This window comes from Paraglaciecola aquimarina (assembly GCF_032464635.1).
Lineage (GTDB): Bacteria > Pseudomonadota > Gammaproteobacteria > Enterobacterales > Alteromonadaceae > Paraglaciecola > Paraglaciecola aquimarina.
In genome coordinates, this window is the sequence record NZ_JAWDIO010000002.1 from 4451370 (window position 1) to 4467108 (window position 15739).

Genomic DNA, 15739 nt, shown 5'->3' on the forward strand with positions numbered 1-15739 from the left:
TCTAGTGTTTTTTTTGAAGCGCCATAGGAAAGTAATCCTGTAATCCGGGTACTTTGGGGTCAACCATGAGTACAGTGTTGGTGTCTATGGCATGCTTTAAAATATCATCGAATCGGACATAACTGTCTTTGTCCAGCTTTCCTCTGCCTGATGAAGGTCGCCAGGTTTCTTTGTCTTTCTGTATGGTTTGGTCCCGCAGCCGCATGTGTGCTGAAGACAAATCTGAAGTAGCCTCTCTTCCTTGAAATGTGACCATCATATTCATAGGTCTTAGCTTGAAACTATCGCTGATCTCGATACCATCAAGATCGGAATAAGGAATCGAAGTATCAGATATTTCAAAGTCAGTAGAATGAAGTCTGAAGTAATGACCAAGGAAGAGTTGCTAAGGTTCTACCAGCATTAATTGCGTGTGAATGTTCATAGTTATCTTTTTTAATATCGCCCATCATCGCTACGTCAATTTCTACAAACTGGCATTTTGAGTCAACTGTTGCAGCTTCAATAGCGCCGAAGGTATTTTCAGCTTGCTGTTTGGAGTGGTCTAATATTATCTCTGTCTTAGTTTGTATACGCTTAGGGCCCCATATACCTCGGTGGGGTATGCCGATAAAGTCGGCTTTGTTTTGGTACATTTGCGGCACTTTTAAGTGGTCGAGAGCGAGGCAGACTGTTGGGCGACTGGAGAATAAGCCCCACCAATTTTCGTGGCAAAAATGTTCTTCGTTATAAATTCGACTTAGATCAATTTTATAACCATCGATGTCACGAATAAAATCGTTTGGCGTTTTAATGGTTTGACAATCACTGTCGGCTATCGCCGGTAGTGACTGCGAGGCAATCAGCCCTACTGAAAAGGCTAATATCATTTTAGGTATTTTCATAATTATCCCGTTTTAAAGTAAATGTGAAACGACGTGGTGTTGCTTCTGTACTACTTAATTTGCGAGAGTTACCGGCTTTCGTTTTTGCTTGTCTTGTAAATAGTGGATAAGAAATTTAGGTTCGTCGGTTTGAATAATGGTGGCACCATGAGCTATCCAGAAATCAAACACCTGCGCCGGGTATTTAAGGCCCAGGATATCGTGACGACCGCCATTCCATTGCAGGGCATCTAAACGACCTCGCAGTGCATCGATGTACAGGGTGTTCATCCACAAGTGGCTGTTAAACTGTTGGTTAAGGGCGCGGGTTTTTGATGAAAATAGAATGCCGCCGTCTTTGGTTAAATAGCTGCCATCGTCGTAATCCGGAATACCTACCACCATCTCAACGGCAGAGGGGGTTAGCTGCGTGTACGTCGCTTTGATATCGTCAAATGACGAGATTTTTTTGTCCCGTAGCATGGGCATAAAATCCACAGAAAAAGGCAGGGAGGCCATAAGCTCCTCAATGGCCTTTCGCTGTTCGGGCGTGTCTGCTTTTCCTTTCAATATAATGTGGTTTAACACACCCATCTTATGGGCTATAGTCAGGGTTTCGCTTAACTCGCTTAGTGCGAGTTTTGGGTCAAGATTTACCATAATGTTGCCCCGAACGAGGTCGTAGACTTGTTCAAGAGTAGGTATCTGGTGTTCCGTCACTTCGCCGGTGACTTCTTCTATCAGGCGCAATTGTTGCACTTGCTGATAAGTGAGCTCGGCAATTTTTCCCGTGCCATTGGTCGTACGGTCTACAGTGGCATCGTGCAAAATAACAAACCGGCCGTCTTTGGTTGCTCTAACATCCAGCTCAACCATATCCACGCCTAACTCAATGGCATATTCAATGGCCGGCAGTGAATTTTCTGGCAGTACAATCTGGCCGTCTTCCATAAACGCCGCTCGGTGCGCGACAACAAAAATGTAGTCTTCAGACGGGGAATGCCACTGGGTTAAAATTGTTTCGATGTTGTTGGCAAATGCTGGATTAGCCATGTGTAAAACAATGAATAAAATAAAATTGCGTAGTGTAAACATAATGCTGGTTACTTCCTTTTTAGCGAGTTTAAAACTAAATAAAAAATGCGGTGCCCTGAGCACCGCTTTAGCCATCAGAAACGGTAAGCCGCGCCTAACCAGAATGATTTTCCGTAATCACGAGTCCAGTGAATGCGCCCAGAGTTTAAGAGTCGGTCTTCAGCTTCATCGGACAAGTTGCGTCCTTCGAGTGATACATTAATGCCGTTGTGAAACTTGTATCGCACACGTAAGTCGACAAAAGTTTGTGCATCAATAAATTCGTCATAACTGGGGGATGAGGCGCTAGATGATACCTGTCGCTTGCCCTTATATCGCACAGCGAAACGCATATCGAAGCGAGACGGCGTCCAAAACAGGCTAAGGTTAGCGATATTCTTGGGTTGGTGAATCTGTCCATATAATTCACGCTGACTGTCATCTGATGTTTCAATAGCGAAATCGCTGGCGATGCGAGAATAGTTAAGTGATATGCCCACGTCGTCGAGTTGCTCACTTAACCCACTAAAGCTATTTATTAGCATTCCTGCCTCAAGTCCTTTTAAGGTAGTGCTAGTGGCGTTGGTCGGTTGAGTAGTATTTTGGGTATACTCTATACCATTGATGATGACGCTTTCAGTGGTTTTGCGGTTATAGATTTCGTTGTCGATGTTCTTGTAAAACAGGCCTACAGACATAGCAATGCCGGCTTCGGGGTAAGAATAATCTAGTGCAAGGTCAATATTTTGTGCCTCTCGGGGTGAAAGGTTAGTATTACCAGAGCTGATAGAAATACTTTGATTTGCATCATCAATGTTGCGACTGCCGCGTACGGCGAGATCATCGTATTCCGCTCTGCCCAAGGTCTCACTGTAGGCTGCTCGAAGTTTTGCGTGGTCACTTAAATAATAGTTGGCCGTAAATGAAGGTAACAGGTGGTTATAGGATCCTTTTTGAGACCGCAAAACATAATCAGGGGTAGTTGGATCGTCATCGTTTAAGCGTTGGCCACCCGTAGAATCAACACTTGTGCTTTCATAACGCAAACCACCAATTAGCGTGAGCTTATCTGTCGCATAGCGTCCCATTAGGTATGCGGCATCTATACTTTCTTCTACAATAAATTGGCTACTTAATCCTTCCGAAACCTGATTTTTTCTATCTTCCCATTCGGCCTGGTTGTTATCGAAATAGCTCAAAAATGAAGCTGGGTCAATGAACTGTTGTGGCTGTCCGGGCAACAGGTTTGGTTCGAAATAGTTAAATTCATCAGATAATACATTGGTAAGTGTATAAGCTTTTGCTGCATCGCTGTTTGGGCGATAGTCGTGGTCGAAGACTTGATCTTGGAAACGCTCATCGGTACGACGGCTTATTCCAGCTTTCACGCCAAGTTTATTAGTAAGGGTCCAGTTTTGGATGAAATCAAGTTTTAGTTGAGACGCATCTTGCTCGTTTATATCAAGGCGAGGACGATAAAATTCAGGGGTAAAGAGTTCAGTATCAGTCCAATTTTCGGCATTAACCAAATTGATTGCAGGGTAGTCACCGCTGCTATCATAGTTATATGCAAACGCTGTGCGGTCATCAGCTTCAAAGCGTATTTGGTAGAATGGATTTTCTCTTTCTCCGGTAGCTTTTGATGCCAAAAAGGCAATGTGTTGGTTATCGTCGAACTGATATTGGCCTCGAAAAGTTATACTTTTTAATGTGTTCTCATCGCCTTGTAAAAAATATTGGCGCTGTGTTCTGGCGCTGTCTACCAAGCCAGTTGTGGCGGTTAAGTTGTCAGGAATTGGGTTTTCATTCGCACGGAAAATTAAGCTATCCCAGCGTTGTTCAGTATCGTCCTCAGTGAAAAGGTAAGACGATAAACTAAGGTGCATGGCTTCGTCATCACTAAGGTATTCTAGTTTTAGCAGCGCGCCCTTTCGCTCAATTTCGTTATTATACTGGTACGTTTGATTACCGTGGGGAATCTCAACACTGTTCTCAATACCGTCTTCATAAAGTCGGGTAGTATATTGCTCTGTTTCTCCCGCATCGTTTAGCCGTTCACCTAGTACGCGGTATTCATTATAAGCAACACCGGGCAGCCAAGTATCGCCGTTAGATTTTAAATAGCCTGCAGACGCAACCACACCAAATTGACCATTTCCACCGAAAGTATTAGCAAAAGTGAAATTGGCGCGAGAACTTAAGTCGCCACCTGCAGGCGTTTCGTCATGGTCGTATTTGCCTAATGAACCGCGAGCGAAAAAGTAAGCTGCGTTGTAATCAAAGGCACTGCGTGTGCGCACATTGATGTTCCCGCCAATCGCATTGGCATCCATCTCTGCGGTGAAGCTTTTTGCTACAGTGGTGGTATCAATAACACTTGAGGGAATAACGCTCAGTTGTGTCGCACGCCCATTTTTCCGTGTAGAAGGCACAATAGCGCCATCAATAGATAGATAGTTAAAATCCGATCGCATACCGCGAACCACAACAAATTCCGCGTCACCATTTCTATCTTCTGTTGATACACCGGTAATACGAGATATAGCTTCTGCCACCGAGAAATCTGGCAGTGCGCCAATTTCATCTGCGGATATCGCATCAACAATGTTTTCAGATGCGTATTTAATCGCTGCCGCGCGTTGGTTCTGCAAGCGAGTGCCTGTTACATTGATAACTTCAGTTTCTTGGCTTGCTTGTGTCGCTTGAATTTCATCAGCAAAGGCTGGCTGATGCGTAAAAGCGATCCCCATAGCTAATGATATTGTACTTATTTTAAATACCGCTTGCATAAATCGTCTCCGTGAATTGCTGTAATCTGGTTAAAATCAAATCAATTTTGATGCGAGCATCGTAGATAAGATTTATGACAGTAATATTAAATTAAGTTAACTTAATTTATAAAAATAGCATTTCTATAAATAATAAATTGCTCTACACTTCGCAGTAATACAATTAAACTAAGTACAAGATGCCAAATATCGAATTAAGCAATAGCGAACGATTGATTCTAGAAATAGTGAGACGTGAAAGAACCAGTACTCGGGTGGCGATAGCATCACGTCTTAACTTTTCAAAAGTACAAGCAACCAACCTAACCAAGGCTTTGTTAGATAAAAAACTAGTCATTGACCAAGGCTGAACCCACAGGGGCCCGGGGGCAACCGGTTAAAACCATTCGTCTAAACTCAGATGCGCTGTATTCGGTGGGGGTTACGTTCACTGGGTCATATATGGAGATTGCATTGGTGGATTGGACAGGAGGCATTAAAGTTTCCGAGTCAGTAAAATTACAAAGCCAGCATTCCTTGGATGCCCTATGTCAGTCTATTTCATCGTTTATCGAACAACAGCTGAAGCCTAATTCGGTTGCGAGGAGAAAATTCTGTGGCGTAGGTATTTCTATTCCTAGTGATTTTACTTACGAGCGCAGAAAAATGAATGCGGTGTATTTTCCTGAGCTTGAAGATGTGGATTTACTGTCAGCTTTTTCATCACGCTTAGATTTTCCAGTTTACATTGAAAATGATGGTACTTGTGCTGCGTGGGGCGAATCGGTTGCAGGTGCCGGTAATAGCTTTGATCACTTTGTGTTTGTGCATATTGGTCACGGTATTGGCGGAGGGATTATTATTGATCGGCGCATTTACCGTGGCAGAAATGGCAATGCCGGTGCGTTTGGCGCACCTTTTCCACATTTAGAAAAGTCACGACCATCAGGAGCGGATTTGCTTAAAACGCTTAACTCACAAAATATTGCAATAGATGATTTTGCTGATTTACGCACTCTATCAGTAGACTCATGCGAACCACTTAAAACATGGCTGCAAACTGCAGCCTCACAGCTAGTGCAGCCATTAACGGTGTTAGCTCGCGCATTAGATCCGCAAGCCATCATTATTGGAGGACGTCTTCCGCTGGATATTCTACAAGCATGGCTTCCTTACATTAACAGCGACGATTTTTGCCAGTTTGATAAGCATAAACTGCCAGTGCCAGAACTTATTGCGAGTAAATTAGGGGATTTAGGCGGCGTGGTCGGGGCCTCTCAGTTGTGTTTTGAGCATAGTATTTTTGCTAAACAAACTTTTTAAATTTTTAAATAAGGTGTTCATAAAACTGTTATCCCTTGTTGCTAAGATAAGCGCTTAAGTGTGATGATCAACTCGCAGCAAGAAGTGCGGGTGACAACTGGTAAATTGGAATTGCCGTGACTTTTAGCCCTTTATCTCGTGTTCAATCCCTTGGTTACGCCGGTGGTAACTTTGGTAAAAATATTGTTGCCAATACCCTAGGATATTTTGTTTTAATCTATATTACTGACGTTTTGAATATAGACCCCATAATGGCTGGTATAATTGTGCTGATAGCCCTCGTGGTAGATGCGATATTAGATCCACTCGTTGGTTGTTTGTCAGATCGAAAGCACAGCAAGCACTTTGGTAAATACGGGGGTTACATTGTATTTGGTGCGCCACTGTGTTCACTGAGTTTTGTCGGTATTTTTTATTTGCCTTTAGTAAGTGAAAACCCAGTCACTACCTTACTGACGTGCCTTTTACTTTTCAGAGCAAGTTATACATTAATTGATTTACCTCACAATGCATTGCTGTCGCGAATAAGTGAGGACAGTCGCGAGCGTGCTCATTTAGCTACACTTCGCTTTTTCTTTAGTTCTTTAGGCTCGTTATGTGTCACTGTGGCGGCTTTTCAATTGTTCGATAGCGCTTCAAACCAAGCGCAAGCAGCGCTATTTCAAAAGTTTTCAATTTTTGCCGCTTGTTGCTCGTTAATCGCCGTATGGTTGTCGTGGTTCGCAGTGCGCCAGCGCGATGTGCATGCAAGGCAATGTGTTCTTAGTTGGTCACAGCAAGTACAAGGGCTCAAATGTATTATTGTTGATAAGCACGCCATCATTATTCTGGTCGCAAGTTTTTTTTGCGCACTCACTGTGCCCATTTTTACTAAGAGTTTTAGTTATTTTTGTAAGTACAATCTTAATGACCAGACCCTAATTGCAAAGGGGCTAACTCTCATGGTTATCGCGCAAACGACTTCCACGCCAATTTGGTCTTATTTATCAACCCGATATGAAAAGCACCATGCATTAATTGCCGCCCATGGGCTGAGTATCTTGTCGGTTGTGTATTTTTCGTTTTTAGTTACCGATAGCAGTGCCATCTTTATTTTGGGATGTTTATTAGTGGGCGCTGCTGCAGGCGGATTATGGTCGGTAATTTGGGGAATGGCCCCTGACGTTATAGATAAGGTGAATCACGACTCAGGCATTCGTTCTGAAGCCGTCTTTATTGCGCTAGTTGTAGTGCTCATGAAAGTTGGTCATGGTCTTAGTGCGTCCTTACTGGGTAATGTACTTACCCATAACGGCTACGTCGCTAATTCGGTGCAAAATGACGCAGTATTGGCGGCCATTCGCTGGGTAATGTGTGGCTTTCCTGTAATGGGCGCGCTGATTTGCATGGCCTGTTTGTATAAGTATCGGCTAGGCCATGCACAGCACAAAGCTATTCAAGCCGCATTAAAGGACCTGCGCACAAGGTAAATACATCTTTAAAAGTATAATTTGAAGTAAGGCCTTAAATAATGGCTAAGTGGTAAGTGGTGAAATAAGTATTGATTCAGACGAATCTCAGGTCTAGGCTAGGGACTGTGGAAGCTAACTAACTAGCTTGCTTACAGTAGTTAAATTGCCAGCAGCAAGCGCTAACAACACGCATTGTAAATAGTAAATTAAAAGGATATTTATGCGCTACGATAGTTTAGATATTTTGCGAGGGATAGCGCTGCTTGGTTTACCGTTAATGAACATTGCGTCATTTGCAATGCCCTTCGCAGCCTATGTTAACCCCTTTGAGGATACAGGGTCAGGTCTTGTATTTTGCAACCTGCGAAATGACAGTTAAATTATCGTGAGTCTCTATAGTAATTCTTCTGACTAACGTGCTGTTGGATTAAGGCAATCTCACCGATTATGCAAGACTTGACCCCGTGCTGCTTCCAGTTCATTTTTAAACCTTTCATTGCCTAAAGTCATACCTGACTTAGTCGCCGCTCTAATATCTTCTAATAACTTACCTTCAACATGAGAAGCAAATAAACTGCGATAACAAGCTTGGCGCTCAGAATCACTCTTACCTAGCGCCATGTACAATAGATGTGGGGTACACAGATTTGAAACTTTGCCTAATGCGTTAACTTGGTAGCTAGTCCAAGTATACTCCGAAGGCTCTGACAGGATTTAATTCAATATAACGATAAAGATGAAGTAGATATACTTCATCTTCTACTAAGCAAGACTTAAAGCGCCCCTCCCACAATGTTCCGGTTCTTTTATAACTATGATTAAAATATCTGACATATTGTCGACCCCAAGCCTGCATCATTTGGCTAACACCATTTTCTTTGTACGGCGTGCATAATAAATGTACGTGATTAGTCATCAACACCCAAGGATGGATATTCACTTCAAACTTAACAGAGAATTCTTTTAACCCACCAATATAAGCAAAAAAATCGTGCTCATTACCAAAACAAATTTGACGGTTGTTTCCCCGCTGAATCACATGCTGGGCAATGTCAAGGGGGCAGATACGAGGTAAACGACTCATAGGATTTTCTTATCTCTGAGTTAACCAAATCTTGAGTATAGCCGATGTTTTATTTAACCTTGTTCTGAAAATCCTCAAGTCAGCCTCCGAGTCCATGTTCAGCTATGCTGAAAGGTGCTCAAACCATCACAAACGGGAGGCTGTTATGTCATTTTACTCGGGCATTGACTTACATTCAAACAATCACGTCGTGGTTGTCATCGACGAAGAGGATAACAAGGTTGTGGATAAGCGTATCGACAACAATTTAAACATCACACTTGAACTGCTCGCACCTTACAAAGAGCAGATAAAAGCGGTGGCCATTGAATCTACCTTTAACTGGTATTGGTTAGTGGATGGCCTGATGGAGCATGGTTATCAAGTGGAGCTGGTGAACACTGCAGCGGTTAAACAATACGACGGTTTAAAATACAGTGGCGACCATCAGGATGCCTTTCACCTTGCGCATTTGATGCGATTAGGGATATTGCCTACCGGTCATATTTACCCGCCTGAATACCGACAAGTACGGGACTTATTGCGACGTAGGCGACAATTGGTGAAACATGCATCCAGCCATATGATAAGCATTCAAAATCAAATCTGGCGCTCGTTAGGGTATCGGGTCAACTGTGTCGACATTCGTAAAAAGACCTTCACACTGCCTTTCGAATCAGGCAGTTTTTTATATCATTCAGCTCATACCAATCTCACCATCCTTAAGGCATTAGATAAACAGATTGCCATCATAGAACAACAAACACTGGAAGCGGTGGAGCTTAAAGATGAATTCAAACTGCTGACCAGCGTAACCGGTATTGGTCCGATTTTAGGTTTAACTATCATGTTAGAAACAGGTGACATCAACCGATTTGAAGCCGCTGGTAATTACGCGTCTTATTGTCGTTGTGTCAACAGTGTGCGTGAAAGTAACGGCAAGAAGAAAGGCACAGGTAACCGTAAAGCAGGCAATAAATACCTGTCATGGGCCTTTTCCGAGGCTGCCCATTTTCTAGTACGGTTTGATGCCAAAGCCAAACGTTTTTACGAGCGTAAAAAACAAAAGCGCAATGGTATTGTTGCCATTAGAGCTGTCGCCCATAAAATCGCCAGAGCGGTATTTCACATGTTAAAGAATAAACAGGCCTTCGATATCGAACGTGTCTTTAGTTAGTTTCCCGGTGTCATTCAGCCAGCAATCGGGGTTGGATATTAAACCAGTGTTATTCTGAATGGAGGGTGATACCGGACTTTATTTTGTTCGCCCGCATGTTAAGCCAAGTTGGGTCTGGAAGGCGAAAGCCTAACCACCACCTCTGTGCGTTTACCGCATTGGATAACATGGGGAACTGAAGTTTTTGTGGCGCACCGAGGTGCGTGGGAAATTGGCCTTTACAGGCCAAGGACTAGAGCCAGATGGGTGACTGTTGCGGATAAATTATCCAGCACAACCAATAGAAAAACATATTAGCGAATAAAAACCGGAACACGCTGTAAGGAAACACAAACTTAAATGTTTGCTAAAAAGCAATCCGACTTTTATCGCACTGTTGACAACGGCTGACTTATGGGTGACCCCGATATTTAAGGCAGAGCAAGTGATTCAGTTGTAGGTCAAACTCAACGCTATATGGGTTATGTAAAACATGAACTGTGTGAAGCTGGTCAACAAGTAAAAGGTATTACTATCGCCTTAGAGGACGACAGACGCCTGCGAAGAGCATTGAGCGTTATTACCAATATTGAATTTTATCGTTATCAAGTAAGTTTTAAATTATTGACGGCATCAGGCGAAAGTTAAAGGAGTAGTTTTATGGCAATGGAATATTTTGTTGGATGGGATGTAGGTGGTTGGAATTGTTCAAAGAATAGAAACAGTCGCGATGCCATTGTGATCTTAGATACCCAAGGTCAGATTATAGGTTTACCTTGGCGCGGCAACTTATCTTCTATTATTCATGATTCCTCTACCCAAAAAGAGTTTATTAATGCTTTATTTGATCTATGCAAAACAGAGTACATCGGGGGCAACTTAACTTTAGCAATTGATACCCCACTTGGTTTTAGCCAAGACTTGTGTGATTTGATAACTGGTAAGATTACTGATTGTGATACTGCAAGTGCACTAAACCCCTATCTATTTCGTCACACTGAACGTTACTTAGCTGAGTGGGGTTATACACCGCTTTCTGCGATAAAGGATATGATAGGTAGTCAATCCACAAAAGGCATACACACATTGACTAAATTTATTCCAAATATAAAGGAAACAGGTATTTGGCAAGATTCCGATTTAACAGCTATCGAGGCTTATCCATCTCCTTGTGTGAGATCTGCGCTTATTCTAGAGTTACAACAAAAAGCAGGTTTAAGTTGGATTGTTAACGAGACTGGTCATGACCTAATATGCGATAAGCTATTGCCGACACAAGATCATGTTGATGCGTTTGTGTGTGCTTTGATTGCCCAGTTGTTTGTTAAACGACCAGACACGTTGAATTTTCCAGATGAAGGAACACCAAAACATGAAGGATGGATTTTTCTGCCGAAAGATTGCTTTAATGATAAAAATAGAAAACCACAGTTTTTAGAGTGTGGATAATTGCAAATTTGACGGTTGTTTCCCCGCTGAATGACATGCTGGGCAATGCCAAGGGGGCAGATACGAAGTAAACGACTCATAGGATTTCCTTATCTATGAGTTAACCAAATCTTGAGTATAGCCGATGTTTTATTTAACCTTGTTCTGACCCCGATATTTCTTAAAATATAAAAAAGACACTTTGCAAATCAAGAGTTCGGTTCTAACAACCTTATCGTCCGTTCGATAGTTTCATCTATTATGGTAAATGCTTCAGATATACCTTCGTTTAGAGACAGTCCCAATGCTCCCAAGATAGGCAGCTGTGGTTCATGCCCAAATAAAGAGAAAGGGTCAATATGGAAGTCAAAGAATCTACTATTTTCTGACTGCCCATGAAACAATATAATCATGCTATGAGTTAATCTCGGATGTCCATTTGCACTCAAGCCATGTACATATTTAATAGTACACTCGGGGAGGTACTCCTTAAAAGCTTTGTCCTTATTTGTATATTTTGCGTCAAAAACTAAAAGAGCAGTGGTTCCTCTATCGTTAACTAATTCTATGACTATATCGGGCTCTCGTTTTTGATTCTTATGGGTTCTGACTTTAGATTTGCTGTCCTCAGAGGAAGATTTAAAAGTTCTATGCTGTGTATTATAAATAGAGCCTTTGTGATTCAAATGACCAAACATCCAATATGTTGGCTCATATAAAAGTCGAGCTTCATAATTAAACAGTTTTCCCTCCCATGCACTAACTTCACTTGTCCCAGAGGTTTGGCCTCTGAGCCTACACCACTTCTTGACTAGTAGTATCGTATATAACTCGAAAAGCTTGGGAACGTTATCAATCGCTACCAGAAGCTTCTTGGCATCCCAGTTTATAGACGAGCCCTTATACCAGTCGATCATTGAACGAAAAACAAGTGCATAAACTCGATTAGCTCTTACTTTAGGTGTGAACTTAGGTAATGTTCCATCACTCTTAGAAATCTTAAGACTTTGTTTAATAATATCTCTGAATTGCAGCAACTTTTGTTGATTTTTTAATATTCTTTGCTTTTCAGGAATAACATTTTTAAGCAACTTTTCCGCTACTGAGCCAAAGAAGCTTACATAGCCGTTATAGCTATTTAGTGAAGGACGAATTAAGGTTTTTTTCTCAGTTTCTTTCAAGATTTCTTGCAAAAATACGAGCAGGCTATCAATGTAACCTATAACTATCTGATTCTCATAAATATCGGCACTCTCATAAATTACAGGGGTTTGCACATATTGCGGAGCTAAAGATGCTCCATACCACTCAAGTAAAGTAGAGTCGGATCAGTGGTTTGCTCAAAAACAGATATATTTTCCGCTAGCCAAGATATTCCTTGCTCTTGAATGTCGATATACGGTGTGTGTCTAACGGTTTCGAGTCTTGTGTCTAGTTTAGTTATTGGTCTATTTACTATGTAAGGTATCTGCTCCTCCAAGACTTGGATATTACTCTCCAATTTTTCTAGTAACCTGTTTGGAGTGTCATTTAAGTCTGGAGCAACATCTGCACCTCTCCTCGTCGCCCCTCGCGAGTTCAGCAATTCTGACTGGTCTGTAGATAGAATAAAGCTAACCATCGACTCAATTTGAGACACCGTAGCTTTTCTAGCGAGTATATCTGCTTGTCCCAACTCCTGTAGCTCAGTTTTACTACCTGTTTCATATCTCAAATAAAAAGTGGCGATACCGAAATAATTATAAAACAGTGACTGAGGACTATGGTCTTTGTAAGCCGGTTCTGCCGAAAAGACATATTTATCGTTGCATGGTTTGCTAGGCCTTAATCTAATCTCGGCGTCTTCAATTATGATCGTGGGGTTGTCGATCCAATTAGCGGACGTCAGTGCTATTCTAAAAGCATCCGTCTCTAATAGAAAAGGTAAAATGCCATCTAATTGAATCCCCTTAACAATATCAATGATTTCACCTTTTCTCTTTCCCGAAATTATTTCAAGTTGTAGTTCCATTTGTTTTCCTTAAAAATAACTGAAACTTCCAACGTGTGCGTCACCAGTGACTAATATCGTATTGAGTATATCAGTCGTACGATTTAGTCCTGTCCGTTTCGACTGCTCTAATATTTTCTCGATTCTTCTTTTGAAATTAGGTCCAAATCCAGTAATTGATGGCAGCATATATTGCGACACAGCAAAGTCAGCAGCAGCAGTTTCATCCATATATTCATTAGCTCTTTTGAAATATGACTGCATAGCATTTATCTTTCGCTTACTAACACGAATATTTTGGCCAAACTCTCTATTAGTATCTTCAAAAATGTTGATCAGTTGTTGTATTTTTGCTGGCGTGTCCTCATAACCATCTTCAGTTACTTTCTTACCAAAGTGCATATCTAATTGGTCATATTCCACAGAGCCATTTATTTCGCTTGCTATAGCACTTCGAATACTTTGATTGTCTTGCAAGTCCATTGAAATGATTGGAACTCGATCACACAGTCTAGGAGATAACATTTCTGTTGTAGCATCATTATTTATCGTTGCTATAAACCTCAGGTTTTGAGGAACATTCAAAAACCTTCTCTGTGTATTAGTATTGCCTGTATCAATAGGCCTACCTCTTCCTTCATTGTCGAATAGTCCAAGGAAATCTGACATGTAATGTTCTATGGGGGATAAATTTGCTTCATCCAGTAATACCAAACGTAATGCTTTTTCGGCTCCTTGCATACTTCCCTGAGTTAGAAACTGAAAAAGTCCTGTTTTAGCGGGTTGATAGTTGCCCTTCAATGCATTGTAGAAGCCGATGAAATCTCGTCCTGATACCCAACCTCTGCTGACTGGTATATTCAAAAAATTATCAAAAGTATTGTTATTGCGGTCGAGATAAAGTGCCTCAGCTAATCTTATCGCAGTAGAAGTCTTTCCAGCTCCGGGAAGACCTTTTAAGACAACCATGAATGATTGTTGAATAGTTACCAGTAAGTTTGCCATCTCTTCAAAACTAAAAGAACGACCACCATCGTCAAAGCGTTCTACGAAATACTGAACTAGTGATTCTCCCTTATCTATTAACTTATCGTGAAAAATTGGAGGTGTGTACGTGATGTTTTCATTTTGCCGCGAAAAGTCCCGTCCTTGAAGTAATCCTAAAATTGTATCTTGCTTAACTACTTCTCTAGCTATATCCGGACTTTTTAGAAGCTTTTCCTGTTCATTAACAGCTGCTTGCAATTCATTTAGTCTTCTCTCTAAGTAGTCTTTTTCGCGATCTAATTCATTTATTTTACTGATGTCTTTTAATTTCTTTGATTGAAGTTCGATTTGTACTTTCAGTGTTTCTAAAGCGTTTTCTTTATCAGAGATCTCTTGCTCAAGATCCGCCATCTTCTTTTTACGCTCACTCTCTAATTGTTCTTGGGTTTGTTGATGTATTTTTTCTATTTCTTGATTTGCACTCTCTTTCTCTTGTTCTACTCTGTTTCGTGTTTGTGTGATCTCTTTTTCTAACTCTGCCTTTTCGATTTTTAGAGACGAGATTTCATCTTCAAACTGATTTTTTTGTGTTTTTAGCGCGCTGGTTTGAGATTCGAATTTTTCAGGATTTTCGTTTATTAACTTAGTTAAAAATGCCTTTCCTTCACTAGTTGATAGCCAACTATCAATGATGTCTTTTCCGATATCTTCATTTTCAAGATAGTCATTGAGTATTGTTCTGATTCGATTCAATCTTTCATTATCATTCAGCTTGAATTTCTTCTTCGCTTCCTGACTAATTGCTTGTTTGAGTTGCTCGGCTGATTTTCTGCTCAACTTTCCTGTAGAAGAGCCAAATTCATATTTTGAGAAATAGGTTATTAGTTGGGCGTCGTTAATATAATCAACTTGCTCTATATTTTTTCCTACTGTAGTTGCTAAGGTCTTTATTAGAAGATATGAAAGCTTCGAACGGAAAGTCAGTTTTATCTTGTAATGAAATATATGTATTAGCTTTTGAAATGGCTTCTAAAGGAATTTTCGCTACAAAATTTGTGTTTAACGCCAATGGAAGGCATTGTGATGGTGTTACATATACTTCCTCGTCAGTGGGTGTGGCTGTGTAAGGCCCATAAAGGAAAGAGTCATTTTCAATGTAAAACTGTTTACTCGGCACGGAGTGGCGCGTATATTTTAGAAGCCCTGTACTTTTGTCAGGAAGTTCGCTTTTTATAACGGGAAGTAGCTTTTCTGAGTCTAGCTTTTTTGCATGTTTTCCTAGCGACCAATGCTCAGCAGTGTTTGAATTAGAGCTGATTTCGTCCTTTTCTCTGTCACTTTTTTCGAAAAAATCTAATAAAAAAGGTTCGTCTCCAGAGAACTCATGCTCAATATTATTATCGTAACCTTTCGATATCCATATTAGACCAGAAGGAAATTGGTTTGGGTCAGTTGGTATTACATTATCTAGTTCATCAATGCTGCATAATATCTGTAAAACACCTGTATCTCCGGCCTTTTGACGAATTTTTTTGGTGACAACGAGACGCAAGTTAGAAGTCATATACATCCTTATAAAAGTTGAGTTTCAGCTAAGTAATTAGAGTAACCTATGTGAAACAAAGAGTTAACTCTT

General features: G+C 41.1%; 16 protein-coding genes. 6 read left to right on the plus strand and 10 right to left on the minus strand.

All coding sequences use genetic code 11. From position 1 onward, the window contains the following. Position 1: 1 nt before the first annotated feature. The 4 genes from RS130_RS22095 to RS130_RS22110 all read right to left on the minus strand — a co-directional run bounded on the left by RS130_RS22095 (position 2) and on the right by RS130_RS22110 (position 4726). Positions 2-259 carry a hypothetical protein gene (locus tag RS130_RS22095; RefSeq protein ID WP_316027717.1) on the minus strand — a complete coding sequence of 86 codons (258 nt, stop codon included), beginning with the start codon at positions 257-259 and terminating at the stop codon, positions 2-4. A gap of 85 nt (positions 260-344) precedes the next feature. Further along, the gene (locus tag RS130_RS22100) at positions 345-884 is read right to left on the minus strand and encodes a hypothetical protein (RefSeq protein WP_316027718.1); all 540 of its coding nucleotides are present in this window, start codon (positions 882-884) and stop codon (positions 345-347) included. 54 nt (positions 885-938) lie between these two features. Then, on the minus strand, positions 939-1958 hold the full coding sequence (locus RS130_RS22105) for a glycerophosphodiester phosphodiesterase family protein (RefSeq protein WP_316027719.1): 1020 nt from the start codon (positions 1956-1958) through the stop codon (positions 939-941). Positions 1959-2032: 74 nt separating this feature from the next. Then, the gene (locus RS130_RS22110) at positions 2033-4726 is read right to left on the minus strand and encodes a TonB-dependent receptor (protein WP_316027720.1); all 2694 of its coding nucleotides are present in this window, start codon (positions 4724-4726) and stop codon (positions 2033-2035) included. Between the two features lie 179 nt (positions 4727-4905). On the opposite strand from RS130_RS22110, the gene RS130_RS22115 reads away from it, so the two are divergent. From RS130_RS22115 to RS130_RS22125, 3 genes are all read left to right on the plus strand, one after another. Further along, positions 4906-5076, plus strand: a complete 171-nt coding sequence (locus RS130_RS22115; protein ID WP_316027721.1) for a hypothetical protein — start codon at positions 4906-4908, stop codon at positions 5074-5076. Between the two features lie 64 nt (positions 5077-5140). Beyond that, a complete protein-coding gene (locus RS130_RS22120; RefSeq protein WP_316027722.1) occupies positions 5141-6028 on the plus strand; it encodes an ROK family protein in 888 nt (295 codons plus the stop codon). A 116-nt stretch (positions 6029-6144) separates the two neighbouring features. Next, positions 6145-7497: an MFS transporter gene (locus RS130_RS22125; protein ID WP_316027723.1), complete on the plus strand. Its 1353-nt coding sequence runs from the start codon at positions 6145-6147 to the stop codon at positions 7495-7497. Positions 7498-7917: 420 nt separating this feature from the next. On the opposite strand, the gene RS130_RS22130 is transcribed toward RS130_RS22125, so the two are convergent. Then, positions 7918-8100 carry a hypothetical protein gene (locus RS130_RS22130; RefSeq protein WP_316027724.1) on the minus strand — a complete coding sequence of 61 codons (183 nt, stop codon included), beginning with the start codon at positions 8098-8100 and terminating at the stop codon, positions 7918-7920. Between the two features lie 58 nt (positions 8101-8158). After that, a complete protein-coding gene (locus tag RS130_RS22135; protein WP_316027725.1) occupies positions 8159-8563 on the minus strand; it encodes a transposase in 405 nt (134 codons plus the stop codon). A 145-nt stretch (positions 8564-8708) separates the two neighbouring features. On the opposite strand from RS130_RS22135, the gene RS130_RS22140 reads away from it, so the two are divergent. From RS130_RS22140 to RS130_RS22150, 3 genes are all read left to right on the plus strand, one after another. Further along, a complete protein-coding gene (locus tag RS130_RS22140; RefSeq protein WP_316024692.1) occupies positions 8709-9719 on the plus strand; it encodes an IS110 family RNA-guided transposase in 1011 nt (336 codons plus the stop codon). 456 nt (positions 9720-10175) lie between these two features. Next, positions 10176-10346, plus strand: a complete 171-nt coding sequence (locus RS130_RS22145) for a hypothetical protein (protein WP_316027726.1) — start codon at positions 10176-10178, stop codon at positions 10344-10346. Between the two features lie 12 nt (positions 10347-10358). Beyond that, positions 10359-11147: a hypothetical protein gene (locus RS130_RS22150; protein ID WP_316027727.1), complete on the plus strand. Its 789-nt coding sequence runs from the start codon at positions 10359-10361 to the stop codon at positions 11145-11147. A 188-nt stretch (positions 11148-11335) separates the two neighbouring features. On the opposite strand, the gene RS130_RS22155 is transcribed toward RS130_RS22150, so the two are convergent. The 4 genes from RS130_RS22155 to RS130_RS22170 all read right to left on the minus strand — a co-directional run bounded on the left by RS130_RS22155 (position 11336) and on the right by RS130_RS22170 (position 15667). Next, positions 11336-12403, minus strand: a complete 1068-nt coding sequence (locus RS130_RS22155; protein ID WP_316027728.1) for a hypothetical protein — start codon at positions 12401-12403, stop codon at positions 11336-11338. 11 nt (positions 12404-12414) lie between these two features. Beyond that, positions 12415-13137: a hypothetical protein gene (locus RS130_RS22160; RefSeq protein ID WP_316027729.1), complete on the minus strand. Its 723-nt coding sequence runs from the start codon at positions 13135-13137 to the stop codon at positions 12415-12417. 9 nt (positions 13138-13146) lie between these two features. Beyond that, positions 13147-14940 (minus strand): P-loop NTPase family protein, encoded by a 1794-nt coding sequence (locus tag RS130_RS22165; RefSeq protein WP_316027730.1) that lies wholly within the window; start codon positions 14938-14940, stop codon positions 13147-13149. A 67-nt stretch (positions 14941-15007) separates the two neighbouring features. Beyond that, the gene (locus tag RS130_RS22170) at positions 15008-15667 is read right to left on the minus strand and encodes a hypothetical protein (protein ID WP_316027731.1); all 660 of its coding nucleotides are present in this window, start codon (positions 15665-15667) and stop codon (positions 15008-15010) included. Positions 15668-15739 lie beyond the last annotated feature (72 nt).